Origin of the sequence: uncultured Acetobacteroides sp. (assembly GCF_963667355.2) — a bacterium.
Lineage (GTDB): Bacteria > Bacteroidota > Bacteroidia > Bacteroidales > ZOR0009 > Acetobacteroides.
Genome location: NZ_OY763328.2, coordinates 3,855,852 through 3,879,267, shown reverse-complemented (window position 1 = coordinate 3,879,267; position 23,416 = coordinate 3,855,852). Strand labels below are relative to the sequence as shown.

Below are 23,416 nucleotides of genomic sequence, written 5' to 3'. Positions count from 1 at the left end.
GATAGATAGCTCCACCATAGTAGCCGTTGCCACTCCTGCCGGGCAGGGGGCCATAGCGGTAATCCGTCTTAGCGGTCCCGATGCCGTTACCATTGCCGATAAGCTGTTCCATTCGCCATCGGGCAAGAAGCTGGCCGATCAGAAGGCCAACACCATCCACTTCGGAAAGTTGGAGAACGAGGAAGGAGTTATCGACGAGGTGCTGGTATCCATCTTTAAGGCGCCACACTCGTTTACGGGCGAGGATTCCGTGGAGATCTCGTGCCACGGCTCGGTGTACATCCAGCAGCGCGTGGTTGAGGCTACGCTCAAAGCTGGCGCCACGCTTGCCCAACCGGGAGAATTCACCCAGCGCGCCTTCCTCAACGGCAAGTTCGACCTGTCGCAGGCCGAGGCGGTGGCCGACCTGATTGCATCTACCAACAAGGCAAGCCACCGGCTGGCGATGAACCAGATGCGCGGCGGTTTCTCGAAGGAGATCGAACATCTACGCGAGCAGCTGCTCACCTTCACCAGCCTAATTGAGCTGGAACTCGACTTCAGCGAGGAGGATGTGGAATTTGCCGACCGCTCGAACCTGCGCACCCTCATCACCAACATCATTAGCCATACCGACAAGCTGGCAAAGACCTTCAGCCTTGGGAATGCGGTGAAGAACGGCATCCCCGTTGCCATCGTCGGAAACCCCAACGTGGGCAAATCGACCCTGCTGAACGCCATGCTCAACGAGGATAAGGCCATCGTTTCGGAGATTGCCGGCACCACCCGCGACGTGATTGAGGACACCTTCACCATTAAGGGCATCTCGTTCCGGTTTATCGATACTGCCGGGATACGCCATACCAACGATACCATCGAGAGCCTGGGCATCGAGCGTACCTACAAGAAGATTACGCAGGCATCCATCGTGCTGCTGCTTATCGACCCAACGGAGTCGGAAGAGAGCGCCGACCACTCGGTGGCCAACGTGTTTAAGCGCATCAGCGACGACCAGCACCTTGTTGTGGTATTCAACAAGATTGATGGCGCTACGCCTGCCCTTATCGATCCGCTTAGGGCACGGCTCAGGGCGAAGTACGACGGGAAGATCGATATCGTTGCCATATCGGCCAAGCAGCGCACCAACCTCGACGAGGTTAACCGCCTGCTGGTGGAAAAGGCCGGGATGGAGCAGATGTCGGAGTCGAGCGTTATTGTTACCAACATGCGCCACTACGAGGCGCTGGTAAACACCCAGGAGGCGCTGGAGCGCGCCCTCGAAGGGCTGGACTCTGGCATCTCGGGCGACTTCCTCTCGCAGGACATCCGCGAGGCCATCTTCTACCTGGGGCAGATCACCGGAACCATCTCCACCGACGATATCCTTGGAACCATCTTCAGCAAGTTCTGCATCGGAAAGTAGACGTTCCTTCAACATCATAGGATAAACGCCCGGAGATTGCTCTGGGCGTTTTTGTTTTGTTCCCTTGCTGGCGAAGGTAACTGCCCATAATCGTCAGTTATGGATTTTTCTCAAAACTCAAATGCATATTCATGGCTCATTATCCCCTCCTTAGGAGGGGATAAGCAGTTTCAATCATGTGCTGGCACTTAATATCTATCTTTTTCTTTCAAAAAATATAACTCTATGCATCCGCTTAGCTTGACGGCTATAGAGCCTGCCTTCTCCAACTCTACACTTTACACTACCGGCTGATAATCCTCAAAAAAATCGTCTGAGACTTACGCCCCAGACGATGACTACCACATTCGTTACACCCTCCATTTATGGTGGACCTACAACGGTAGGTATAGTACTAACACATCCTAATAATGAATATCGCCTTAACGTATATATTTTATGCTCTCTGCATTTTTAGCTTCTCCTTACGCCTATCCAGCACTTGGCGGCACTCCAGCTTGGAGTACTTGATGGTTTCGCACCGAAGGGTTTCGGTATCCAACACCACGCCCTGAAAGCGGCCAAGGGTGCAGCTGCCGGTATTGCAGTACTGCTTCTTGCTGTTCAGGTAGTAGGTGTTGTGGCTCTCCACCTTGTGGGTGTGCCCCAGCACCACCACGTCGTAGCTGCGGAGGAGCTTTAGCGCGTGCTTGAGGTACTTGTAGGTGTTATACTTCCGGGGGATGCGGTTGATATCCTCCAGCCCTTCGATGGTGCTGAAGTAGACATCCTCCACCCACCGAATGCCGATAAGCCGCTTGAGCAGCAGGTGGAGCCCGAAGCCGATTGCTCGGCCAATCCGTGTACCATTAAGGAAATCGGCATCGTGCCCATGCTCGAAGTAGATCTTCTTGCCCTGAGCGTTTACAATGGTGTGATGGAAAACGCCGATGGGGCTAATGAAGTCGTGGTTGCCCTTTATGACGATGGGCTTAATCGACTTGAAGTACCGCATCAGCTCCTTATTCTTGAGGTAGGCATCGCGGAAGCGGTACTTGTACAACTCTAAGATGTCGCCGTTGAGCACCACCTGGTCGATCCTATAGCTTTCGACGACCTGCTTCAGCATGGCGATGAAGTCGGCGTTCGACCACTCGAACGTGCCGAAGCGGTCGCCATTACCCAGGTGCAGGTCCGATATTACCAGAACATTCATCTTCCTATCTTTTTATGCGTAGATGTACTCCGACACCATCGAGGTGCCGTTGGCGATGCCCAGCTGGCCGACGCGCTCCTTGTAGCGGTTCATCACCCCGTCGTTGCTGATAAAGCGGAGCGCGGCGCGGCTAATCCGGCTGGGCGACTTCTCGTACACCCCCACGCCGTTGTGGAGCACGTAGTCCAGGTTGCCCTTCTCCTGCTCCCAGATGTAGGAGTTCACGATGGGTATCTTGCCGCACATCAGGATCTCCATGATGGTGTTGGGGCCGCACTTGGTGACCACCACATCGGCGATGCTGATGAGCTCGTACACGAATCCAACAAAGCCCAGGATGGTGAGCGATGCGAAGCGCCCCTCGAGGCCAGCGCCGAGGAGCGCCTTTCGCTGTACCTCGTCGCGCCCGCACACCACCACCACGTTGGCATCCAAGCCAAGATTAACCATACTCTTGAGGATGTCCATAGCTCCCGGCATTCCGTCGCCGCCACCCAGCAGTAGTATGGTCTTCTTAGCTTGATCTATCTTTAGGGTTTTCATAACCTCCACCTTTTCGGTCTCGCCCAGGGGCTGCTCGAAGCGCGAGTTCACCATAAACGGGAATACCGACACCTTATCCTCGGCCACCCACCGCTCCTTGAGCACCTTGGCCCTGAGCCTATCGCTGAAGAGCACGTAGCAGGGCCCCTTGCGCAGGAACCAGAACGGGTGTGCCGTAAACGGGTCGGTAACGATAACCTCCACCTTGACGTTCAGCCCCAGCTCCTCCACCAGGTCCATCACCGGCTTGATGATGAAGAAGTGGAACACCACAATCTTTTCGGGGTTGGTGGGGAGCACCACGTCGCGCACGTACTCCTTGATGGGCCTGCCCACCAGCGCAGCCGTGGAGTGCAGGACGGGCTTCAGCTTATTCACCTCGTACAGCACCGAGTACACCCACTTGGCCTTGCGCTGCGCCAGCCGGTAGCCATCCTCCACCACGCCGTTTACGTAGCGGGGGCCATCCTCTAGGCAGTTAAACAGCATGGGCGTGCAGCTGTTGGGGTACTTGTGGTTGAGGTACGATGCGATTGATCGGGCGGGAGCCTCGTGCCCGCCACCTGTTTTCAGGTAGAGAAGCGCGATGGGCTTGTGGGCTTTGGGGGTTGATGCGTTCATTTGCAGGTTGTTTTTCTACACCTCAAACCTACCACCGGTAAGCTAAGTTAAGGTAGGGGGAATATTATCTTTTGCTGAACGATGGAGGGATGCCCGTTTACCTTGGGGTAATGTAGGCTTAACGGAGAGGGCTACAACGCCAATACTGCAGATGCCAACGTGAAGGATGACGATCCCCGGTTGGCCAAGGCAGGAACCAAAGTCGTAAAACTAAGCATCCTATTTCGTGCGACCCCAAAGGGGTCGAAACGCCTGCACTACGATGCATACTATAAACCTTTCATTCCTCTGGAATGACCAACCTCAGAGGCGGATGCCAAAGGCATCACAGGTTACTAGAAGAATGCTGAAGTAGAAACTCGACCCTAAAAGGGTCGAACATCGGACTACCCCCTCTTAGCTTGACGGCTATGGGCAGGAACCTCAAACGAACAGAGGGATAAATCATGGATATTTTACAATCCAGTTTATTTCATCTAATTCGTCTTCTGTGAATTCATATCGCTTATACAACTTCCTATTTATTATTTCATCCCATATGTAATTTGACAAATCCTCCTTTTTTAGAATAAATAAGTTAAGCTTCTTATTCTTACTTTTTTCAATAATAATACCCCACCAGTCATTTACACCTCGAATGGACTTGTTCCTTTCTTCAAAAGGAGGTATTGTATCCTCTAAAATTGCATTTATCTCCCTATCTGTTCTTTCATGTAAAACGGTATCTAATGCATAATCAAATACAACTGTATCTTGACTATTATTCTTTATAACCAATCGACTATCACTATAATCGCATGATACAGCGGTAAACAGAAATAGAACTATTATAACATAATAACGTTTCATTCCTTAGCATTTTATATTAACTCTTTCAAACCAGACATGAGTATGATTTGCGACAACTTTCGCCTATCAGGAAAATACTTTTATAAAATCCTACTCATTATCCTCATCATTCACCTCCAATTCTTTTGAATGCATAACTCCATCATTGGATATCAGCAGCTCGATTGGATAGCAGATATCAGTATCGGGCTTGCAAATTAATAAGCTAAACAAGTAACCAGTACCCTCAATACGTTCAAAAGAAAAACTTGAAATCAAATAGTTTGGCAACTCTTTTAATGGCACGATCGACTTAAAATCAATTTTGCCAATTTCCTTTTCAAAAATAGGCTTACCATCCTTTTCTATTTTGAGAGATATAGACCGATCTGAATAGACATCTACTGATGATCTTCCTTTATCATCGTAAGTTTTACAAGCTATGCTATCATCCAAATCATGGCTACTATACAAAATATGGGTGTTGGATATTAGCGTGTCAAAAGAAATTTTATCCAGATGAATACGACTAGAATAACTAGAGGGACTCTTCCCTACTTTTTCAGAATCTCGAGAACTAGTCTGATTAGCCTTGTTTTCCTTGACTGCATTACACGAGATAAGCAATGCTGCAAATAGCAAAAGTTTTATTCTCATTATTATTAAGTATTCTTCTGATAGCATTCAACAAAGTAGGAATCAATCCCTACTTTGCAACAAAACCAATAGTGAATTCTTCTTTCTTTACCTCATTGTTCACCTTATATCTGGCAAATCCATTGATGGTAAATAGCCCAGGATGTTTAGGAATTGTTGCAAATGTCGCCAACCTCCTTTTCCCATCATACATTACTAATGAAGAATCCCCATCTTTACTAACAATATAATAATCGCAGCTCCCAATTCTTTTATCTCTCATACCAATAACGGCAACAAAAATTGAATCCACCTCAACGGTGTCACTCGAATTGTAGATTACTACATTCCCAATTTCTGCTGATTTACTTGATTTCTGTTGATGATTACAGCTAGATAAATAAATAAGCCCAACAGCGAATACCAGAATGCCAATATATTTCATGCGTTATTCAGTCTTTTTAATGTAACGATCCCCCCGCAAGGTAGCAATTAACAATATTAGTCCAACCACACCCCTTTTACCCTAGGGTAATGCTGGCGCTACAACGCCAATACTGCAGATGCCAACGTGAAGTTTGACAATCTTCACCTGAAGTTTACCATTCTTCACTTAAAGTTTAGCGCTCTTCATCTGAAGTTTACCATTCTTCACTTGATGTTTAGCGATCCTCACTTGAAGTTTGCTATTTTTCACTTCAAGTTTATCGATCTTCACTTGAAGTTTGTCGTTCTTCACTTAAAGGTTCGCGATCTTCATCTGAAGTTTGACATTCTTCATCTGAAATTTACCGATCTTCACGTCAGGATTCGCGTTCTTCAGCTAAAGAAGTCCCCTCTTGAAGGTAAATTTCGCCACCGCCACTTAGGGGATTTCGAACTTTAGAGCAAAAAGTCTTAGCTTTTCAGGTAAAAAAGCAGCTCGTCCTTCATCATCAATAACTACAAACAGCTATATTCGAAGTCGGTAACTAGCGAAACAAAATACATCAAACCTAAAAGATTAACCTAAATGCGAGCTCTTGTTCCTGAAAACCCCGACAAAAAGGGAAAGCTAGGCGATGCCATCCTAACCAAGCATGCGGCAGACGGCCCAGAGTCCATCATCGTACACCTGGTGAAGGATGACATTAAGGAGTCGATAGACAACCTCAACGCGCTCTCGCGCCGGGCCGACGAGCTCCGCCGCGAGGCCGAAGCAACCTACGCGCTGCGCAACCTCGAGTCCAAGAAGGTCGACAAGTTCATCCGCTCGGTTCGCGATGTGGTAAACGCCACCTTCCGCGACCAGCCCAAGAAGCTCACCGAGTACGGATTCGAGGTAAACGAGGCGAAGCCGAAGGCCAAGGCCGAGAAGAAGGCGAAACCCGATAAGGACGAATAGCCCATCGGGAAACGAACAAAAGGCGAGGCTGCTGCTTCGCCTTTTTTATGCCCTACTTTCCAAAATTCTCCTACATTTGCTCGCGTTTAAACCAATGGGGAATGCTCGATGAATATGCTTAGAATGAGAATGGGATTGGTAGTGCTTGCCATGGCAGCATCGCTGCATGCAGCACACGGGCAGGAGGGCACAAAGGCTCCTGCAGCAGGGGAGAAACAGCGCACCGGCGCATCCGAGGTGCCCATCCAGCAAACCATCGACCTGAGCAACGGCCTTAAGCTAGAGCTGGGCCACGAGGCGGACTACACCACCTTTAAGCTCTACCGCTTTGCGCGCCTGCTGCACAACGGCCAGCAGGTGTACGCCGACAGCAGCTACGAGTACGAGCCCCAGAGCAGCCTCTACCCGCTGGTGATCCCGACCGGCGACGGCGGCGCCGAGGTGCTGGTAGAGGTCAACGATCGCCCCAACAAGAACTACCTCCTGCAGCTCGTGGTGAGCAACGGTAAGCTGGCCAAAACCGACAAGTTGCCCACCTTTGTTGCGCCCGCGGCCGACCTAAACGCCGATGGCGCGCTGGAGTACGCCGGCTTCTGGGCCTTCAACGAAACCTGGGGCGAGGAGAAGGAGTACACCGACTACAACCCCATCATCTACTACACCGTCACCCCCAAGGGGCTAAAGGTGAACAGCGACTACACCCGCAAGCAGAACGATGCGATATTCGGCTTCTTCCACGGATTTGAGTACAGCCAGCAGATTGACATTCCGGCAAGCGCCCTCAAGAAGCAGGCCGAGGAGATTCAGCGCATCGAAAAGGCTGCGGGCAAACGCTAGCCTGTGATTTTATTGCTAGATTTGCGCTCTTAAAAAACAGCACTCATGGAATACATCGGATACCTAGCGGCATTTTGCACCACACTCGCGTTCTTCCCCCAGGCCATAATGGCCATTCGAACCAAGGATGTTAGGAGCATCTCGCTTACCATGTACTCCATCCTCTGCTTTGGGGTGGCCATGTGGTTTGTTTACGGACTCATCAAGGTCGACTGGCCGATCATACTCGCCAACCTCATAACCCTCATCCCGTCGCTCACCATTCTCTTCATCAAGGTGAAGTCGGTTGTTCGGAAGAAGTAGCAAGCCGCAGCGCCTATAGGATAGCCGAAGGCCGTTGGCGCTTCAGATGGGTTTCCCGCACTGTCTAAAGATGTGATTCACTTACCACCATATGCAAATCACGACAAGCGACCACCCTGCAGTAGGCAGTGGAAGCATGTCGTGATTCTTTATTCTTGATACTTGTATCTTGAGTCTTGATACCTTTTATTCGATCCTATTCCTCACCGGACCAACACCCAGCCCATCGAAGATGATCTTGCCCCCCTGGCAGAACTGGCGCAGCTCCTCGATAAACGGCATCACCTTTTCCTTATCCCTATCGAAGTAGAGGAGGTGAACGTTAGGGCCCGTATCGATGGTGTACCCCACAGGAAGAGCCGTACGCTCCTTAAACTCCTTAATACGATTAATGATCTCGATGGTATTGGGCTCGAAGAGCAGATGCGGCGGATTGGCAACCATCATCATGGCATGCACCTCTAGGGCCTCCTGCTCCACAATCGCAAAGAAGCGCAACAGGTCGCCCTTCTTCATTGCATCAATAATCTTCAGGACGTTCTTCTGGGCGTTTAGGTAGCGGGTGTCGGCATACGGATTAACGTTCATGACGCTATGGCCAACCGTGCTGCTAATGCGCTTCTCGCGATCCGACACAATGAGGATGGCGTCGCTGAGCTCGGCAAATAAGGGGTCGTAGTCCTTAAACTCCATGGCATACTCATCGTTCGACGACAGGATGCTGGTATGCCCCCAAATGCTGTACCGCCCATAAACCGACCGCGAGGCGCTTCCCGAACCCAGGCGGGCAAAGTACGATGCCAAGCGGTAGAAGCCATCGTCCATCTCCTTCTCCGTAGCATGGTAGATTAGGCTAGACACGCACAGCGCAATTGAGGCCAGCGACGAGGCCGAAGAGGCAACGCCAGCCGAATGGGGGAACGTATTGGTACTCTCGATATCGATTTCCATGTGCCTAAAGAAGTGGGTAACCTCTCCAAGTCCGGCAAAGAAGCGCTCCAACCGCTCGCGGAACTTCTCGTTCTCCTGCCCCTGAAAGTTCAGGGCCACCTTCAGCGATTTATTGGGCGAGAATGATATTCGGGTGGTGGTGGTAGACTCCCTCAGGCTGAAGCTAAGGGATGGGTTGCAGGGCAGCTGCTTGCCATGCTTACCCCAGTACTTTACCAAGGCGATATTCGATGGAGCAGTCCAGTTCACCGTAAATGGTTCTTCAAGCGATATTGGCAGCTCGCCAAGCGTATTTAGGTAGAAATTCATGGTAGTGTGGTCTTATGTGGCAATTGGTCGATGTATGATTTGTTTTTTGTGTTCTATTTCACTCGTCGCTAGCATATCTTTGGCTTCCTCCTATGCGGAAATTACGAGCCTTAAGGTAGCAATTCTTTACCAATGTTGTTCACTTACGTTCGTCATCTCCTCCAGTTCAGGCCCCAAACGGTCTTTGAGCGAAGCTTAAAAGGAAACTTTGATCTACTCCTTAACCCTTAAGTACGCCTGCGCCATTCGGAAGCCCCGAACCTGAGCAATAACAAAGCGCTTTAGCATATCGTAGTCCTGCGCGTACCGTAGCAATGCCGATGCCATTCCCACCACCGCCGGCAACGACGATTTCGACAGCAGGTAGTAGGCATCAAGGAAGTTCTCTATTCCGCCCGAGATGATAAGCTGGTTGCAGGTTACATCGCCGTTCAGGACGATATCGTTCACCATCTCCACCATTTCGGATGCCGAATGGCCAACAGCGGCAAACCCGGCAAAGGCATCCCCCTCGGGAGAGTTAGCCCGCAGCATCTCCATCTTCGAAAAGTTGGTTCCACCAAATGCGGCAAGCTCAACAGCGGCAAGCGGCAGCTTCAGCAAGGCGTTAAGGCTCTGGTAGCCCATTCCCTGCCCTACCTCCTTTACGATAACGGGGTAGTCTACCAAACCAAGCAGCTCGGCAATGGTCTCAATGGGGGGGCGCTTAATTCTGTCGCCCTCTGCCTGAAACCATTCCTGAAGCGGGTTTACATGAACGATTAGGCCATCCGTACGAAGCCGCCTAACAATCTCCGTAAGCCTGTCGAACTCGTTGTTCTCGACGAGTTCCTCCAGCTGGCATATCCCTATGTTGGCGTAGAACGGAAGATGGCTACCAAGGATATCGCGTACATCAAAATCGGCATAGTGCTGAGGGTTATCCAGCAAGATACGGCAGGAGCCCAACCCCATTCCCATACCAAACTCGCTGCAGGCACGGGCTAGGTTTTGGTTGATGGTTTTAGCAACGGCAGTTCCGCCTGTCATGCTCGACACCCAAAACGGAACGGCAAGCTCCTTTCCTAGGAGTTGAATAGGGCTACACATCCCCACGGGATGCGCGGCAAGCATTGGCTCGTAGCAGAACCTCGAATCGTTATGTGAGATGGGCAGCTTAGCTTGCGATGCTAGCGAGATATGATCGCTCTTACGTTCTTCCATTGTTTAGCCAATTTGCAATCGAAGATAACGCTTTTTCGACGGAAACAACAAAAGCACCAGGCTGCAACGTACCCTCAACTCCGCCTAGGCACCAGTAAGGCGTTTGAACGGAACAGAAGGTGAAGTTGCTATAAATACTTTATCCATATACTTAAGGTTGCTACCAAAAAATTCCTCAGCGTAATTTTGCCGTAATTGCCTAAGTAATGATTCTAATTTTCGATATTTACCACCTCCAACAAATGGATATATTGAGACTAACTTTACAACCATCACATGAGCTACAACCCCACCCCTGAGCGCTACAGCAATATGCGCTACCGCCGTGCAGGCAACAGCGGGCTGCTCCTTCCCGAGCTCTCGTTTGGATTCTGGCACAACTTCGGCGAAACCGACAGCTTCGCCGTTGCCCGCGATATGGTACGATTTGCATTCGATTCGGGAATCACCCACTTCGACCTGGCCAACAACTACGGGCCACCTCCCGGTGCTGCCGAGGAAACCTTTGGCCGTATCCTAAAAAAGGATTTCGAGGGGCTACGCCACGAGATGGTTATCACCTCCAAGGCAGGCCATCTGATGTGGCCCGGGCCCTACGGCGATGGAGGTTCGCGCAAGTACGTCATTGAAAGCTGCAACGAAAGCCTTAAGCGCATGGGGCTGGAGTACGTTGACATCTTCTACTCCCACCGCTACGATCCGAATACCCCTCTCGAAGAAACCGCATCGGCACTCGAAACCATCTACAAGCAGGGAAAGGCGCTGTACATCGGCATCTCCAAGTACCCCGCTGCGGCTGCCGAAGTCGTGCTCAGCTACCTGAAGGAGGCTAGAGTTCCCGTAATCATCCATCAGCTGAAGTACTCGATGCTGGTTCGCGAACCCGAAAAGGAGATCTTGGGCTACAACAAGGAGCATGGACTGGGAACCATCTCCTTCTCGCCGCTGGCGCAGGGCCTACTAACCGACAAGTACATCGACGGAATTCCTGAGGATTCCAGAGCCGCCAAGGCCGAGGGATTTCTGAAGGTTGAAGAGGTTGCCCCTAAGATGAACGAGGTGAAAGCGCTCCGCGAGATTGCCATCAAGCGTGGACAAACCATTGCCCAAATGGCCATCAGCTGGCAGCTGCACAACGACAGGATCACCTCGGTACTTATTGGTGCCAGCCGCGTTCAGCAAATTGCCGAAAACCTAAAGGCGCTGGAGAATATCAGTTTCAGCCCTGAGGAGATTGAGGCCATTGATAGGATTACACTCGGCTAGCCGGATGCACCTCTAGGATATACGATAAAGGCCATCTCCCAATAGAGATGGCCTTTGATTTTTCAATCACCAAATATCAGCCACGAGTGGCTACTTAATGCTAACCACTTTTTCAATCTTAGCATCAGCCGAAGAGGCAGCAACCTGAAGGGTGTACTTTCCCTTCTCGACGGTATACGCATGCTTGGCAGCGTTCCAGTGGGCTAAATCCTTAACGGGAACAGTGAATGCCACCTGCTTCGATTCGCCCTTCTTCAGAAAGATCTTCTGGATGCCCTTAAGCGATTTAATCGGGCCATCAACCTTCGAATCCTTTACGTACAGCTGAGCCACCTCGTACCCATCACGGCTGCCCGAGTTGGTTACCGTGCAGCTTAACTGAATGGTTTCATCTACCTTATACTGGGGTTTGCTGGTGTTGATGTCGGCATACGCAAAGGTGGTGTAGCTTAATCCGTAGCCAAAAGGATAGAGAGGCTTGCCCGTAAAATAGCGGTAGGTGCGCCCCTTCATGCTGTAATCTTCGAATGCGGGAAGATCGTTTACCGAACTGTAGAAGGTGATGGGCAGTCTTCCCGATGGATTAACATCGCCAAAGAGGATATCGGCTAGCGCATTTCCGCCCTGCTCGCCGGGATACCAGGCAAATACAACCGCATCGGCCAACGAATCTACTTCGGGCATGGCAATAGCGCTACCGCCGGTTACCACCACAACAAGCGGTTTTCCTTCCGACTTCTTACGCAGATCTCTTAGGAACTTCAGTTGGCCTTCGGGCAGACCAATATTCCTGCGGTCGCCGTTGTTATCGGAAAGGTAGGCATCGCCCTCCTCGCCCTCCATTTGAGGGGTAATCCCCACACAGGCAATAGTAACATCGGCCTCCGAAGCCATTCCTGGGCAGTGGCCGTTATAAGCTTGCAGTTCGCTCCCCTTCTGGTATTCGATTGTGGTTCCGGGATTAATCTTCTTTAGAATGCCATCGAGAAAGGTTACAGGCTCACTAGAGATGCCATTGTAGTTGCCGTACAGCAGGTCGACGTTGGCGGCTGTTGGACCTGTAACGAGCACCTTTTTGTAACTATTCGTCAACGGAAGAACGTTATTCTTGTTTTTCAATAGCACCATACCCTCAGCAGCCGCTTGTCGTGCGATTGCTTTATGGCGATCGCAGCCAACAACCTCGGCAGGAATATCGGAGAATGGGCACTTCTCGTCTGGATTAAGCAACCCCAGCTTCAATCGAAGGAGAAGCGTAGGGCGAAGCGCCGAGTCGATATCAGCCTCGGTAAGCAGCTTGCTGGCCACGGCATCGTTCAGCTTGTAAAAGCTAGAGCCGCACTCCATGTTAATGCCTGCCTTAATGGCGATGGCCGAAGCCTCGGTATCGTTCTTGGTAACCTTATGGCCGCCGGAAAAGTCGGAGATTGCCCAACAGTCGGTTACAATCTGGCCCTTAAATCCGAACTCCTTGCGCAGGATGGTTTGCAGCAATGTTTTGTTTCCGCACGAAGGCTCATCGTAAACGCGATTATATGCTCCCATTACAGACTGCACGCCATTTTCGACCAACACCTTGAAGGCAGGCAGATAGGTTTCCCTGAAATCAATTTCGCTTGGTTTGGCGTTAAACGAGTGGCGCACCGACTCTGGTCCGCTGTGAACCGCGTAGTGCTTGGCACAAGCGCCCGTCTTTAGGTAGCTGGGATCGGTTCCCTGCAACCCTTTTACAAAGGCCACTCCCATTAGCGAAGTTAGGTAAGGATCTTCACCGTAGGTCTCCTGACCACGGCCCCACCGTGGATCGCGGAAAATGTTGATGTTTGGCGTCCAAAACGACAGTCCGCTGTATTGTGCACGGCTTCCCAACTTAACGGCAGCATTGTGCTTTGCTCTTGCCTCATCCGAAATGGCATTGGCAACGTTCTGGATCAAGGCAGGGTTAAAGGTAGCCGCCATGCCAATGGCCTGAGGGAAAACGGTAGCCTTTCCGCTACGTGCCACTCCATGCAGAGCCTCGTTCCACCAGTTGTACTCCGGAATCTGAAGTCGGTGAATCGCCGGGCTGTTGTAGAGCAGCAGCGATGTTTTTTCCGTTAGCGTTAATCGCGATAGTAAATCGTTAGCCCTATCGCTAAAGCTTAAAGCAGGATTCTGGAAGGGCAGCTGCGCCAAGCCATTCATGCTTATAGCCAAAAATGCTATGACTAGTTTTGATTTCATGTTAATTCATTTGTTAGCATCTTCTGAAATAAAGGAGATTGGTAAATATTAGGTTTATTCGAGAACGTAAAAATCAAAAAAAAAGGTCACATCGTAAAAAGATGTATTTTTTTACCCTTACTACCTATCGCTTAACGCTGATTTCTATTACTGTATCAGTATCGGCACGGGATGCATTTGAGAGATTTATAGCACAACTATCATTCACCTTGGAGTATGCCACCTTGGCACCGTTTGCTCCACGGAAAATACTACAACATCGCACTTAAAGGAAGGAATGAATGATGCCAATTCCCCCCATAGCATGGTGTGCTAGATATATTATGAAAGCAAAAAGCTGAAAAATCGACTCCTCTCCAAAATTTCAGCTTATACGTTAAGGTAAGCAAGCATTAATCCTCAAGGTACTTTATCCTAAAGCATGGGATGCTGGGTGATGTTCGTACCTTCAGGAGCATATCGACAAGCCTACAAACCACCTCTGGGTTCTGTTCAGACACATCGGTGCTCTCGGTTGGATCTGCCGAAAGATCGTAGAGCTCAAAGTAGGGTTCATCGTAGCTCATGTTGCGCCCTAAAAGTTTCCACTTCCCTTCACGAATAGCAACATGCATAAGGTTATCGGTATTCTCCCAGTAGAGAAACTCGTGCTGCTCCTGCTGCTGAGTTCCTCTAAGCGTGGGAAGCAGGCTAATCCCATCAGCAGAATCCTGTTTCTGAATGCCTGCTATTTGAGCAATGGTAGGTGCAATATCATATCCTACTGCCATCTGATCGGTTGTTTTGGGAGCGATTGTCGCTGGCCAAACCACAAAGAATGGCACCTTAATCCCCGATTCGAAAAGAGAACCATTGCCCCTACCCTTTCCTAAGGGATACTGTCCGGCGCTTTCGAAAAAATCCCCATCAACACCCGATGTTGTTGTAGCACCATTCGCCGAAGTAAAAATGATGATGGTATTATCGTATACGCCATCGTTCTTTAACTTCTCGACCAGTTTACCCACCTGCTCGTCGAGATACGACACCATAGCAGCGTAAGTAGCACGAGGCGTTCTATTGGGGTAGCCCCCCTTCAACCCAAGATATGGTTCCTCCTCGCCAAACTTTAGGCGATACCGCCTCACTAGTTCCGGTGGAACCTGTAGCGGACTTTGAGGTAGTTGTGCAGAATAGAAGAGGAAAAAAGGCTTCGACTTGTTGGCATCAACAAACTTTAGCGCCTCGCTTAAAAGCGTATCTGGAGCATAATGCTCGAGCGTATAGGTCGAATAGGTTTCCTCCTTGTAAGGATCAGCATCCGAAGGAAGCTTCAGGTTCGGGAAGACTAGCGCATTGTCCATCGACACCTTTCGGCGATCCTTCCAGAGATATTTGGGGTAGTAGGTTTGCGCCTGACGCAGGCATGAATAGCCATAAAACGTATCGAAGCCATGATTTAACGGCGAACCTTCCGAGATGGCAGAGCCCAATCCCCACAGGCCAACAGCCCCTGTCGCATACCCCTCATTCTTTAGTGCGTTGGCAATGGTCTCCTCGCCCTTAGGCATCGGACGCTGACCTTCGAGAGTCGAGTCCATCAGCACCTTAACGTAGTTCATAACGCCACCCCGCTCGGCCCACTCGTCGGTACCACGAATTGCAGCCTTCCCGGCATGCTTCCCGGTTAGCAAAACGCATTGAGAAGGGGCAAACGAAGACGACCCGCTGTAGAAGTTGGTAAAACGAATACCTTGCGCTGCAAGCCGGTCAAGATTTGGAGTCTCAATCTTGGTCTGGCCATAAATGCCCAAATCTCCATAGCCAAGATCGCTGGCAAGAACAACAACAATATTTGGTTTAGCTACGCCTTCGCCATCGGTAGGCGTAACCGCAAAAAGCACCTGAGGAAAAATGATGATTGCAAATAGAAAGAACTCCCTTAGCTTATAATGCATGGCTGATTTATTCTGGGAAGCGAACTCCGTTTCTCTAATTTGCCTGCAAAGCTAAGAAAACTTGATTAAATACCATGCTCACCATGCCCCAACAACAATAACATACCGCTGCCCACCTAAAGTACAAACGTGTAGCCAAGGCTAACGAGCACATACTTGAAGTCCACGGCAACAACATTGTACGCCACCCCAACGCTTAAGCACCCCCGGCGTACGCCAGCCTCAACGCCATATCCATAGTTATTATTGATTATGCAGGTGGAGGTCTCCTCACCGCCGTTCACCCGAAGACTCTTGCACACCCTCGTGCTGTAGAACCCCAGAAATAATGCCACATACGGGCGCAAGCGCTGCTCGGTAAAGGTAAAGTCCCCTTTTAGTAGAAGTGCCCGTATGCTGGTGTTGTCCAAATCTAGCGTGCCCCAAGTTTTGGCCCGTAGCGATGCATAGCCAAACTCTACGCCACCCCTAAACTTCTTCGAGAAACAAAACATTCCGGTTAAGCAGGCTCCAACCCCCATCTTGGTATAGTCGGCAGCATCGCCCACTGGAAAGGCAGCGCCACCACCAATTCCAATATTCCAATATTTTTCCTGTGCACTACCCGTAATTGCAATTGCCAGTAACGCTACGATTACAAAAATATTTTTCATGGCTAGCTTTGTTTATCAACCTAGAATCTAGCGTAGGGAATTTACGGCAGGTAGACCCAAATATCAAGAAGACATCCACAAAAAAAGAGCCCCTATGTGGGACTCTTCTCTGTATTTAAACACGCAACTTTTATACTAGAACAGGTAAGCAGCCGTTAAGCTTAGCACGCCGTTCTTTGTAGTAAAATCGGAATCAGCATTCACATTTAGAAGTCCGAATCCATACTGAAGCGATATCTGAAAATTGTTATACTCAACTCCACCACCAAGGTTAAGCCCCATATCAAATGGCCTAAAATCGTCCTCATCCTTGTCTGTTCCCCACTTTATATCCCTGTCTTTGGTTGCAAGAATAAAGTCATTGGTTACTTTACCTCCAACACCATAGGCAAGATAAGGACCTGCCAAAAGGTTAAGGTTAGCGCCACCCAAATTTATTCTGTAACCAAAGTTTACAGGAACATCGATGTAGTTTGCTACTACTTTAGTGTCGGTGTTATCATACTTCGACCCCTTAGACGAAAAAAGGATGCTTGGTTGAATGAATACATTTGGAGCAATGTCTCCCTGAAAAACCATACCAACTTGGTATCCGGTACGCATTTTTGCGTCAACCCCATCCATCGACATGGTCGAAAAGTTAAGTCCCACCTTAGGCCCAAACTTAACCTGTGCATTGCCAGCCACAGCAGCAAGAATAGCCACTGCCACAAAAAAAACTTTCTTCATAGTTACCTTTTAATTTGAATGATTAAAAAACGCCCAAAGATAGCCGTTCTTCCCAACATTCCCCAAGGTAACGCTATCCTCAATTCATAGCTCGTAGAAGAAGCAGCAAAGCACAGAAAATAAAAAAGCCTCCTAAAAGAAGGAGGCTATACTCGTACAGCGCTAGGCGCCATTAGAAGCTAAAGGTATAGGTGAAGTTTAGCTGGATATACGAGAAGGTAAAATCATTTTCTTCGCCTGCCATGTGGTAGGCAGCCCCTAGCCCAAACTGGTTATACTTAACACCTGCTTCAGCAGCAAGACCTGCTTTTGTGTCGCCACCTTTATGGGAGTAAAGACCAACTGCACCGCTAACATAAGGACGGAAGCCCTCTTCGGTAAAGGTATAGATACCTTTTGCAAGAAACGCGGTAACTTCGGCATCGTCCAAGTCGAAACCGCCAATGCTTTTACCTGGCAGGTTGGTATAGTTAAGCTCTACGCCAGCCGAGAACTTAGGAGTAAAGCTGTAGGTGCCAAGCACGAAACCGTTAACCCCAGTCTTAACCCAATCCGATGCATCGCCAGTGGGTATTGCCAAACCGCCACCTACGCCAATGTTCCACTTCTTGTCTTGTGCATTACCTGCAACAGCAGCAACTAATACTACTGCTACGACCAATAAAAACTTTTTCATGGTTCGAAATTGTTTGTTTAAAAAACTAGTTACTCTGTCCTTAACATGATTTTAAAAATATTTGTTCAATTACAGCGCAACCTTCTTTCCCAAATCATTACCCAATAATGGATTCAAATGATCCATTTAACTCTACAGCGCTACTTATTCGGATGTAGAAAGTGTTCTATCTTGCAAAAAAATGCTTCTTTTGGGGAAATTTTGCGAAGCTACCTTTATCGTTTTTAATCTTGAGTACCATCAGCAAGCATATCACCCCCATTGCCATTACAGGGATACTACTGCTCCTTGTATGTTTGTCGTACCCCAACCAGAAAGACAAGGCTGTACTCTCGGAGGAGTTTAAGGCATACCCGCTAGATGTCGCTAACAAGCTGGCAAATTATAAAAGCGAGGCAAACACCAAGTTCCTTGCCGACTTTGCCACGTTTTGGCAATCGACAGCCCTAAACGACGATCAGCGAAAAGCGATCATGGCCACTACCGCCCAGTTCGAAGGGCGCAACCTTACCGCCGACCCGTTTCTGACCTGCTACCTTAGGAGCATGATGGTTTTCTTCGACTCGACCACGGCGGTGGTAAAGGGGTTCGAGGCCTGGAACAAGGGGGTAAACGCGCTGCTCGAACGCAAGAAGTTCCCCAAGGACATCGTCCTGTCCGTCTTTGAGAGCCCACTAAGCATCAGCAAGGAGAAGGCCTTCTTCACCTCGAACTACATCAAGTGGGGGCTTTCGGACAAGGAGATTACATTTAAATTCGATACGACGCTCTACGTTGGCGTGTCCAACTCGCGCCTATGGTACATTGCCGAGCACGATACGGTAAGCATCTTTGGCACATCGGGCGTTGTGCTCCCGTTTACCAACCAGTACGTGGGCAAGGGGGGCAAGGTGTTCTGGAAGAAGGCGGGCTACGATACCACCAAGGTGTTTGCCGACCTTAAGAGCTACCGCCTAAGCTTCACTAGGTCGATCCAAAATTTCGACTCGGTGAACTTCTACTTTACCGACGTATTCAAGACTCCGCTGCTGGGCAACCTGAAACTCTCGCCCAACAGCGTTAGCACCAAGGAGCTGGTTTACTACCCGCACTTCTTCAGCTACAACAGGAACATCAGCCTTACCAACCTCTTCGACTCCATCAACTACAAGGGCGGGATTGCCATTAAGGGGCACACGCTGCTGGGGTACGGGTCGAAGCAGGAGCCGGCAAAGGTTACCTTTATCCGGGGTAAAAAGCCCTTTATCACCGCGCAGAGCCCCTCGTTTATCATCAGAAGCGACGGTTTTTCCTCCAACGGCGCATCGGTGGTTATCCGGCTGCTTGCCGACTCCATCGTCCATAACAGTAAGCTGCTCGACTTCGACAGCCAGGGGCGCGAGCTTCGCCTGACCTCCGAGAACCAGAACATGCTTACCAGGGCCCCCTACCTCGACTCGTACCACAAGATTGGGATCTACTCCGAGCAGCTGTACTGGAACATGAAGAAGGACATCATCAACTTTAACGCGCCGTTCGGGAGCTCGGAGAGCGAGGCGATCTTCGAATCGATCAACTTCTTTAACCAGGATATGTTCGACGGATTGATGCGCCGCGACGACAAGCACCCCATCTCGCTCATCCGCCAGTACGAGAAGGAGCAGCAGAAGAAGAAGGCCTTCCCGCTAACCTGCGATGGCCTCAGCCGATTCGCCAAGCGGAGCAACGCCGACTGCGACATCCTGCTTAAGGAGATGGGCTTCCTAGGCTACGTAATATACGACTCGGAGAGCCGGGTATTCACCACCACGCCCAAGCTGCGCGAAGCCTTACGGGCGCGCAACGGGGCGCAGGACTACGACGCCATCCTCTTCAACTCCGAGAACAAGAAGAACCAGAACAACGCCATCCTCGACCTGAGCAACTTCAACCTTACCATCTACGGGATTCCGCAGATTAACCTCTCCGACACCCAGAACGTGAAGGTTTACCCCAAGAACAACTCCATCATCCTTAAGAAGAATCGGGATATGGAGTTTGACGGCGAGATACGGGCCGGCTTGGTTACGTTTAAGGGCGACGGCTTTAAGTTCGACTACGACAACTTCAACATCAACATGGACAAGGTGGTGTCCATGAACTTCGACTACCGCACCCAGAAGTACGACAACACCGGCAAGCGCACCCTGAACAGCATCACCTCCACGATGGAGGACATCACCGGCGTGCTGAAGATCGACGAGCCTAACAACAAGTCGGGCCTGAAGCGCCGCCCCAACTACCCCAAGTTTGCCAGCAAGAAGGACTCCTACATCTACTACGACGACCCCTCGATCTTCGGCGGCATCTACAAGCGCGACAAGTTCTACTTTAAGGTTTTCCCCTACGAGATTGACAGCCTGAACACCTTCGAGAAGGAGAACTTGGGCTTTAGGGGCGAGTTCAACTCGGCGGATATCTTCATCCCCTTCCAGGAGACGCTGGTGGTGCAGCCCGACCAGTCGCTGGGCTTTAGCCGCAAGGTGGACACCACGGGCGCGACGCTGTACAAGAGCAAGGGCAAGTTCTACAACACCATCAAGCTGAGCAACGAGGGGCTCATCGGCAAGGGCTCGATAAGATACCTGAGCTCGTTGTCGAACTCCAACGCCTTCCTCTTCTTCCCCGATAGCTGCGTTTCGATCCTGAAGTCGATGACCATCGAGCGCACGCTGCTGGGCATCGAGTACCCCAACGGAAACGCCAAGCAGCACCTGATGAAGTGGCGCCCCTACCAGAATACCATGAAGTTCTTTAAGGACGATACCCCCTTTAACCTCTACGACAACCAGGTTACCTTTAACGGCGACTTGGTGATTGAGCCGCTCGGGCTCAGGGGTAACGGCGTGCTCGACGTCAGCACGGCCACCATATCGTCGAGGAACTTCGACATGGCCGCCTACACCTTTAAGGGCGACACCTCCAACGTGGCCATCTACGACGATAAGCGGGAGAGCAAGCTCTTTGCCGCCGACCAGATCACCTCGCACATCGACCTAAAAAACTACCAGGGCAAGTTCGAGAAGAAGAACGACATCTTTAGGGCGAGCTACCCCGACCTGGCCTACCTCGCCTACGCCAAGCGCATCGGGTGGGACATGAACAACCAGCGCATGACCATCGGCACCGGCGACAGCCTACGGCTGCCGGCCAGCCTTACCGACCGCTACGCGCTGGCCTACGAGGGCAAAACGCCACCGGGAAGCGCGTTTGTCTCCACCGTAAAGGAGCAGGACTCGCTCTGCTTCGCCTCGCCGCTGGCCACCTACGACATGCGGAGCCGAACCCTTTCGGCCAACAAGGTGAAGCACCTGCTGGTTGCCGATGCCGCCCTGATCCTGAACCCCAAGCGCGACACGGTTACCGTACGCTCCAAGGGCGTGATGGATCGGCTCTACCAGGCCGACCTGTACGCCAACCGCCAGACCAAGAGCCACCACTTCTACGACGTGGGCATCAGCGTGGGGGGCCGCAACGGGTTTAACGGACAGGGGCTATACAGCTACATCGACAAGTACGGCAAGGTGGACACCATCAGCTTTAACACCATCACCGTGGATAGGGAGTACAAAACCACCGCCTTTGCCACCATCATGGACGAGGACCGCTTCTTCCTGAGCCCCTACTTCCGGTTTAAGGGCAAGGTGACGGCCTTCTCGGAGAAGCGGCACCTGACCTTCGACGGCGGCGCGCGCCTAACCCACAAGTACGAGACGCTGCCCAAGAACTGGATGCGGTTTACCGCCGAGATTGCCCCCGACTCGGTGATGATTCCCCTGGCGCCACCCTACCAGACGGTGGACAAGATCCGGGTATTCGCCGGAACCTACATCCGCAGGGACTCGCTGAGCCTGTACCCCACCTTCTTCACCGGGCGCAAGTACACCGAGGACTCGGCCTTTGTGCAGCCCCAGGGGTACCTCTTCTACAACGATAACGGCGGCTTCTACCAGCTGAGCTCCATCGATAAGATCCGCAAGCCCAACACCGCCGGCGACATGGTGAGCCTCTACTCCGAGTTCGACCTGCTGGTGAACGAGGGCAAGCTGAAGCTGGGCGCCGACCTGGGCGAGGTGAAGGTGACCACCGCCGGAAAGGCCATCCAGAGCATCGGCACCAAGGAGGTGAGCTTTACGGGCGCCGCCACGCTCGACTTCCTGTTTAACACCGAGGCGCTTGGCGTGCTAACCGCCGACGTTACCACCGGCGCCAAAACCACCCTAGACTACAGCCACCCCAACGTGAAGCTGGGGCTGCGCGAGCTCCTGGGCGATAAGCTGGCCGAAACCGTGACATCCAGCTACGCCAAGACGCCCACCCCCGAGAAGCTGCCCGAGGAGTTCCTCCACACGCTCACCCTGGCCGATGTGCTGCTGAAGTGGAACAAGAAGACGCGCTCGTACATCTCCAAGGGCGATATCGGCATCGCCAACATCGGCGGCAAGCAGGTGAACAAGCGGGTGAAGGGTTTCCTGGAGCTGATGCCCTACCAGGACCACCGCATGTACCTGCTCCTGGAGGCGGGCAACGGCCAAACCTACATCTTCGTGTACACCTCGGCGGGCAACATGTTTGCCTCCTCCACCAACGAGGCCTTTAACACCCCCATCGCCAAAACCAAGGCCAAGAAGCGCAGCATCAAGCAGAACATGTGGCTCACCCTGTACAGCTACACCAACGCCGACGACCGCATGGTGGACATCGTAAACGCCCGCTACAAGCAGGTGAAGGCAATGGCGGAGTAGCGCACAGGCTTTGACAACTTACCATAGCAGCATACGGCCGCCTCGAAACCGAGGCGGCCGCTTTTTTTCTGGCCCTCCCCCTAAAAGCCGACGAACATCAAGGATGAAATTGGACTTGCACCCGACGCAATCGCATCTCGGCACCTCGCAATCGAGCTTACGCATGACGCAATGACATCTCGTGGCTTCGCAATTGGGTTTACCCCTGACGCAATGACATGTGGCGCACTCGCAATCGGGTTTGACCATGACGCAATGGCATCTCGGTGCTCCGCAATTGAGTTTGGCCATGACGCAATGGCATTTCGGGCATCCGCAATCGGGTTTAGCCATGACGCAATGACATCTCAGTGCTCCGCAATCGGGTTTGCCCCTAACGCAACGGCATGTGGCGCACTCGCAATTGAGCTTAACCGTGACGCAATGGCATCTCGGTGCTCCGCAATTGGGTTTACCCCTATCGCAACCGCATGTGGCGCACTCGCAATTGAGCTTGGCGGCTCCGTAACTGGCTTTGCCTGCTTCGCAACCGGGTTTGGCGCTGACGCAATGGCATGTGGCGGCCTCGCAACCGCATCTGACGCGAACGCAATTGGCCTTGACCGTAACGCAATCACATCTCGGTGCTTCGCAATTGGGTTTGCCCCTATCGCAACCGCATCTGACGCAAGCGCAATCGACCTTGACCATAACGCAACCGCATGTATCACCTCCGAGACCAGCACTGGCGATAAGGGAATTGGCCCCATCGCAGAAAAAAATGAGTGGTGGCGCTCCCTGATATTTCGCCTTTAATATTTACACGACTCTATTTCGAAGGATATCCCCCGCCGGCGGGGGTTAGGGAGTGGATTTTTTAGGAGTGTATAGCAATCATTGGCATCAAGTTTTTACCTCTAACGTCTATTTTCCTCCCCCTTCCCCCTCCAGAGGCAATGTCGCTAACTTAAGGGCCAA

The 23,416-nt window shown here is 51.2% G+C and carries 19 protein-coding genes; 7 read left to right on the top strand and 12 right to left on the bottom strand.

Annotation, left to right across the window (positions count from 1 at the left end; all coding sequences use genetic code 11):
• Position 1: 1 nt before the first annotated feature.
• Positions 2-1,402, top strand: coding sequence for a tRNA uridine-5-carboxymethylaminomethyl(34) synthesis GTPase MnmE (gene mnmE, locus ACHZA1_RS16075; RefSeq protein WP_320054924.1), 1,401 nt, complete (start codon positions 2-4; stop codon positions 1,400-1,402).
• 436 nt (positions 1,403-1,838) lie between these two features.
• On the opposite strand, the gene ACHZA1_RS16070 is transcribed toward mnmE, so the two are convergent.
• The 5 genes from ACHZA1_RS16070 to ACHZA1_RS16050 form a co-directional block, all read right to left on the bottom strand.
• Positions 1,839-2,597, bottom strand: a complete 759-nt coding sequence (locus ACHZA1_RS16070; protein ID WP_320052881.1) for a metallophosphoesterase — start codon at positions 2,595-2,597, stop codon at positions 1,839-1,841.
• A gap of 12 nt (positions 2,598-2,609) precedes the next feature.
• Positions 2,610-3,761, bottom strand: a complete 1,152-nt coding sequence (locus ACHZA1_RS16065; RefSeq protein ID WP_320052880.1) for a hypothetical protein — start codon at positions 3,759-3,761, stop codon at positions 2,610-2,612.
• 444 nt (positions 3,762-4,205) lie between these two features.
• Positions 4,206-4,610: a hypothetical protein gene (locus ACHZA1_RS16060; protein WP_320052879.1), complete on the bottom strand. Its 405-nt coding sequence runs from the start codon at positions 4,608-4,610 to the stop codon at positions 4,206-4,208.
• A 90-nt stretch (positions 4,611-4,700) separates the two neighbouring features.
• A complete protein-coding gene (locus ACHZA1_RS16055) occupies positions 4,701-5,246 on the bottom strand; it encodes a DUF4738 domain-containing protein (protein ID WP_320052878.1) in 546 nt (181 codons plus the stop codon).
• 49 nt (positions 5,247-5,295) lie between these two features.
• The gene (locus ACHZA1_RS16050; RefSeq protein WP_320052877.1) at positions 5,296-5,670 is read right to left on the bottom strand and encodes a hypothetical protein; all 375 of its coding nucleotides are present in this window, start codon (positions 5,668-5,670) and stop codon (positions 5,296-5,298) included.
• A 126-nt stretch (positions 5,671-5,796) separates the two neighbouring features.
• Between ACHZA1_RS16050 and ACHZA1_RS16045 the strand changes: the two genes are divergently transcribed.
• The 4 genes from ACHZA1_RS16045 (at position 5,797) to ACHZA1_RS16030 (ending at position 7,749) form a co-directional block, all read left to right on the top strand.
• A complete protein-coding gene (locus ACHZA1_RS16045) occupies positions 5,797-6,111 on the top strand; it encodes a hypothetical protein (RefSeq protein WP_320052876.1) in 315 nt (104 codons plus the stop codon).
• A 126-nt stretch (positions 6,112-6,237) separates the two neighbouring features.
• Entirely contained in the window at positions 6,238-6,609 is a 372-nt protein-coding gene (locus tag ACHZA1_RS16040; protein WP_320052875.1) for a hypothetical protein, read from the top strand.
• A gap of 108 nt (positions 6,610-6,717) precedes the next feature.
• Complete coding sequence (locus ACHZA1_RS16035) at positions 6,718-7,446, top strand: hypothetical protein (protein WP_320052874.1); 729 nt, start codon at positions 6,718-6,720, stop codon at positions 7,444-7,446.
• Between the two features lie 45 nt (positions 7,447-7,491).
• Positions 7,492-7,749 carry a SemiSWEET transporter gene (locus tag ACHZA1_RS16030; protein ID WP_320052873.1) on the top strand — a complete coding sequence of 86 codons (258 nt, stop codon included), beginning with the start codon at positions 7,492-7,494 and terminating at the stop codon, positions 7,747-7,749.
• Positions 7,750-7,935: 186 nt separating this feature from the next.
• Here the strand turns inward: ACHZA1_RS16030 and ACHZA1_RS16025 are convergent, their stop codons facing one another.
• Positions 7,936-9,009 (bottom strand): hypothetical protein, encoded by a 1,074-nt coding sequence (locus ACHZA1_RS16025; protein ID WP_320052872.1) that lies wholly within the window; start codon positions 9,007-9,009, stop codon positions 7,936-7,938.
• Positions 9,010-9,222: 213 nt separating this feature from the next.
• A complete protein-coding gene (locus ACHZA1_RS16020) occupies positions 9,223-10,212 on the bottom strand; it encodes a hypothetical protein (protein WP_320052871.1) in 990 nt (329 codons plus the stop codon).
• A 276-nt stretch (positions 10,213-10,488) separates the two neighbouring features.
• On the opposite strand from ACHZA1_RS16020, the gene ACHZA1_RS16015 reads away from it, so the two are divergent.
• Entirely contained in the window at positions 10,489-11,478 is a 990-nt protein-coding gene (locus ACHZA1_RS16015) for an aldo/keto reductase (protein ID WP_320052870.1), read from the top strand.
• Positions 11,479-11,568: 90 nt separating this feature from the next.
• On the opposite strand, the gene ACHZA1_RS16010 is transcribed toward ACHZA1_RS16015, so the two are convergent.
• From ACHZA1_RS16010 to ACHZA1_RS15990, 5 genes are all read right to left on the bottom strand, one after another.
• Positions 11,569-13,701 carry a glycoside hydrolase family 3 C-terminal domain-containing protein gene (locus tag ACHZA1_RS16010; RefSeq protein WP_320052869.1) on the bottom strand — a complete coding sequence of 711 codons (2,133 nt, stop codon included), beginning with the start codon at positions 13,699-13,701 and terminating at the stop codon, positions 11,569-11,571.
• A gap of 392 nt (positions 13,702-14,093) precedes the next feature.
• Entirely contained in the window at positions 14,094-15,638 is a 1,545-nt protein-coding gene (locus tag ACHZA1_RS16005) for a sulfatase-like hydrolase/transferase (RefSeq protein WP_320052868.1), read from the bottom strand.
• A 116-nt stretch (positions 15,639-15,754) separates the two neighbouring features.
• The gene (locus tag ACHZA1_RS16000; RefSeq protein ID WP_320052867.1) at positions 15,755-16,291 is read right to left on the bottom strand and encodes a hypothetical protein; all 537 of its coding nucleotides are present in this window, start codon (positions 16,289-16,291) and stop codon (positions 15,755-15,757) included.
• Between the two features lie 135 nt (positions 16,292-16,426).
• On the bottom strand, positions 16,427-17,020 hold the full coding sequence (locus ACHZA1_RS15995; protein WP_320052866.1) for a porin family protein: 594 nt from the start codon (positions 17,018-17,020) through the stop codon (positions 16,427-16,429).
• A 172-nt stretch (positions 17,021-17,192) separates the two neighbouring features.
• Positions 17,193-17,696, bottom strand: a complete 504-nt coding sequence (locus tag ACHZA1_RS15990) for an outer membrane beta-barrel protein (protein WP_320052865.1) — start codon at positions 17,694-17,696, stop codon at positions 17,193-17,195.
• Positions 17,697-17,926: 230 nt separating this feature from the next.
• On the opposite strand from ACHZA1_RS15990, the gene ACHZA1_RS15985 reads away from it, so the two are divergent.
• Positions 17,927-22,459, top strand: a complete 4,533-nt coding sequence (locus ACHZA1_RS15985) for a hypothetical protein (RefSeq protein WP_320052864.1) — start codon at positions 17,927-17,929, stop codon at positions 22,457-22,459.
• Positions 22,460-23,416 lie beyond the last annotated feature (957 nt).

What these genes read in the sequence shown, in the direction of transcription:
- ACHZA1_RS16000 (WP_320052867.1), bottom strand. Translation starts at nt 16,291, where the DNA reads ATGAAAAATATTTTTGTAATCGTAGCGTTACTGGCAATTGCAATTACG.
- ACHZA1_RS16005 (WP_320052868.1), bottom strand. Translation starts at nt 15,638, where the DNA reads ATGCATTATAAGCTAAGGGAGTTCTTTCTATTTGCAATCATCATTTTT.
- ACHZA1_RS16050 (WP_320052877.1), bottom strand. Translation starts at nt 5,670, where the DNA reads ATGAAATATATTGGCATTCTGGTATTCGCTGTTGGGCTTATTTATTTA.
- ACHZA1_RS16060 (WP_320052879.1), bottom strand. Translation starts at nt 4,610, where the DNA reads ATGAAACGTTATTATGTTATAATAGTTCTATTTCTGTTTACCGCTGTA.
- ACHZA1_RS16065 (WP_320052880.1), bottom strand. Translation starts at nt 3,761, where the DNA reads ATGAACGCATCAACCCCCAAAGCCCACAAGCCCATCGCGCTTCTCTAC.
- ACHZA1_RS16025 (WP_320052872.1), bottom strand. Translation starts at nt 9,009, where the DNA reads ATGAATTTCTACCTAAATACGCTTGGCGAGCTGCCAATATCGCTTGAA.
- ACHZA1_RS16070 (WP_320052881.1), bottom strand. Translation starts at nt 2,597, where the DNA reads ATGAATGTTCTGGTAATATCGGACCTGCACCTGGGTAATGGCGACCGC.
- ACHZA1_RS16010 (WP_320052869.1), bottom strand. Translation starts at nt 13,701, where the DNA reads ATGAAATCAAAACTAGTCATAGCATTTTTGGCTATAAGCATGAATGGC.
- ACHZA1_RS16055 (WP_320052878.1), bottom strand. Translation starts at nt 5,246, where the DNA reads ATGAGAATAAAACTTTTGCTATTTGCAGCATTGCTTATCTCGTGTAAT.
- ACHZA1_RS16020 (WP_320052871.1), bottom strand. Translation starts at nt 10,212, where the DNA reads ATGGAAGAACGTAAGAGCGATCATATCTCGCTAGCATCGCAAGCTAAG.
- ACHZA1_RS16030 (WP_320052873.1), top strand. Translation starts at nt 7,492, where the DNA reads ATGGAATACATCGGATACCTAGCGGCATTTTGCACCACACTCGCGTTC.
- ACHZA1_RS16015 (WP_320052870.1), top strand. Translation starts at nt 10,489, where the DNA reads ATGAGCTACAACCCCACCCCTGAGCGCTACAGCAATATGCGCTACCGC.
- ACHZA1_RS16040 (WP_320052875.1), top strand. Translation starts at nt 6,238, where the DNA reads ATGCGAGCTCTTGTTCCTGAAAACCCCGACAAAAAGGGAAAGCTAGGC.
- ACHZA1_RS15990 (WP_320052865.1), bottom strand. Translation starts at nt 17,696, where the DNA reads ATGAAAAAGTTTTTATTGGTCGTAGCAGTAGTATTAGTTGCTGCTGTT.
- ACHZA1_RS15995 (WP_320052866.1), bottom strand. Translation starts at nt 17,020, where the DNA reads ATGAAGAAAGTTTTTTTTGTGGCAGTGGCTATTCTTGCTGCTGTGGCT.
- ACHZA1_RS16035 (WP_320052874.1), top strand. Translation starts at nt 6,718, where the DNA reads ATGAATATGCTTAGAATGAGAATGGGATTGGTAGTGCTTGCCATGGCA.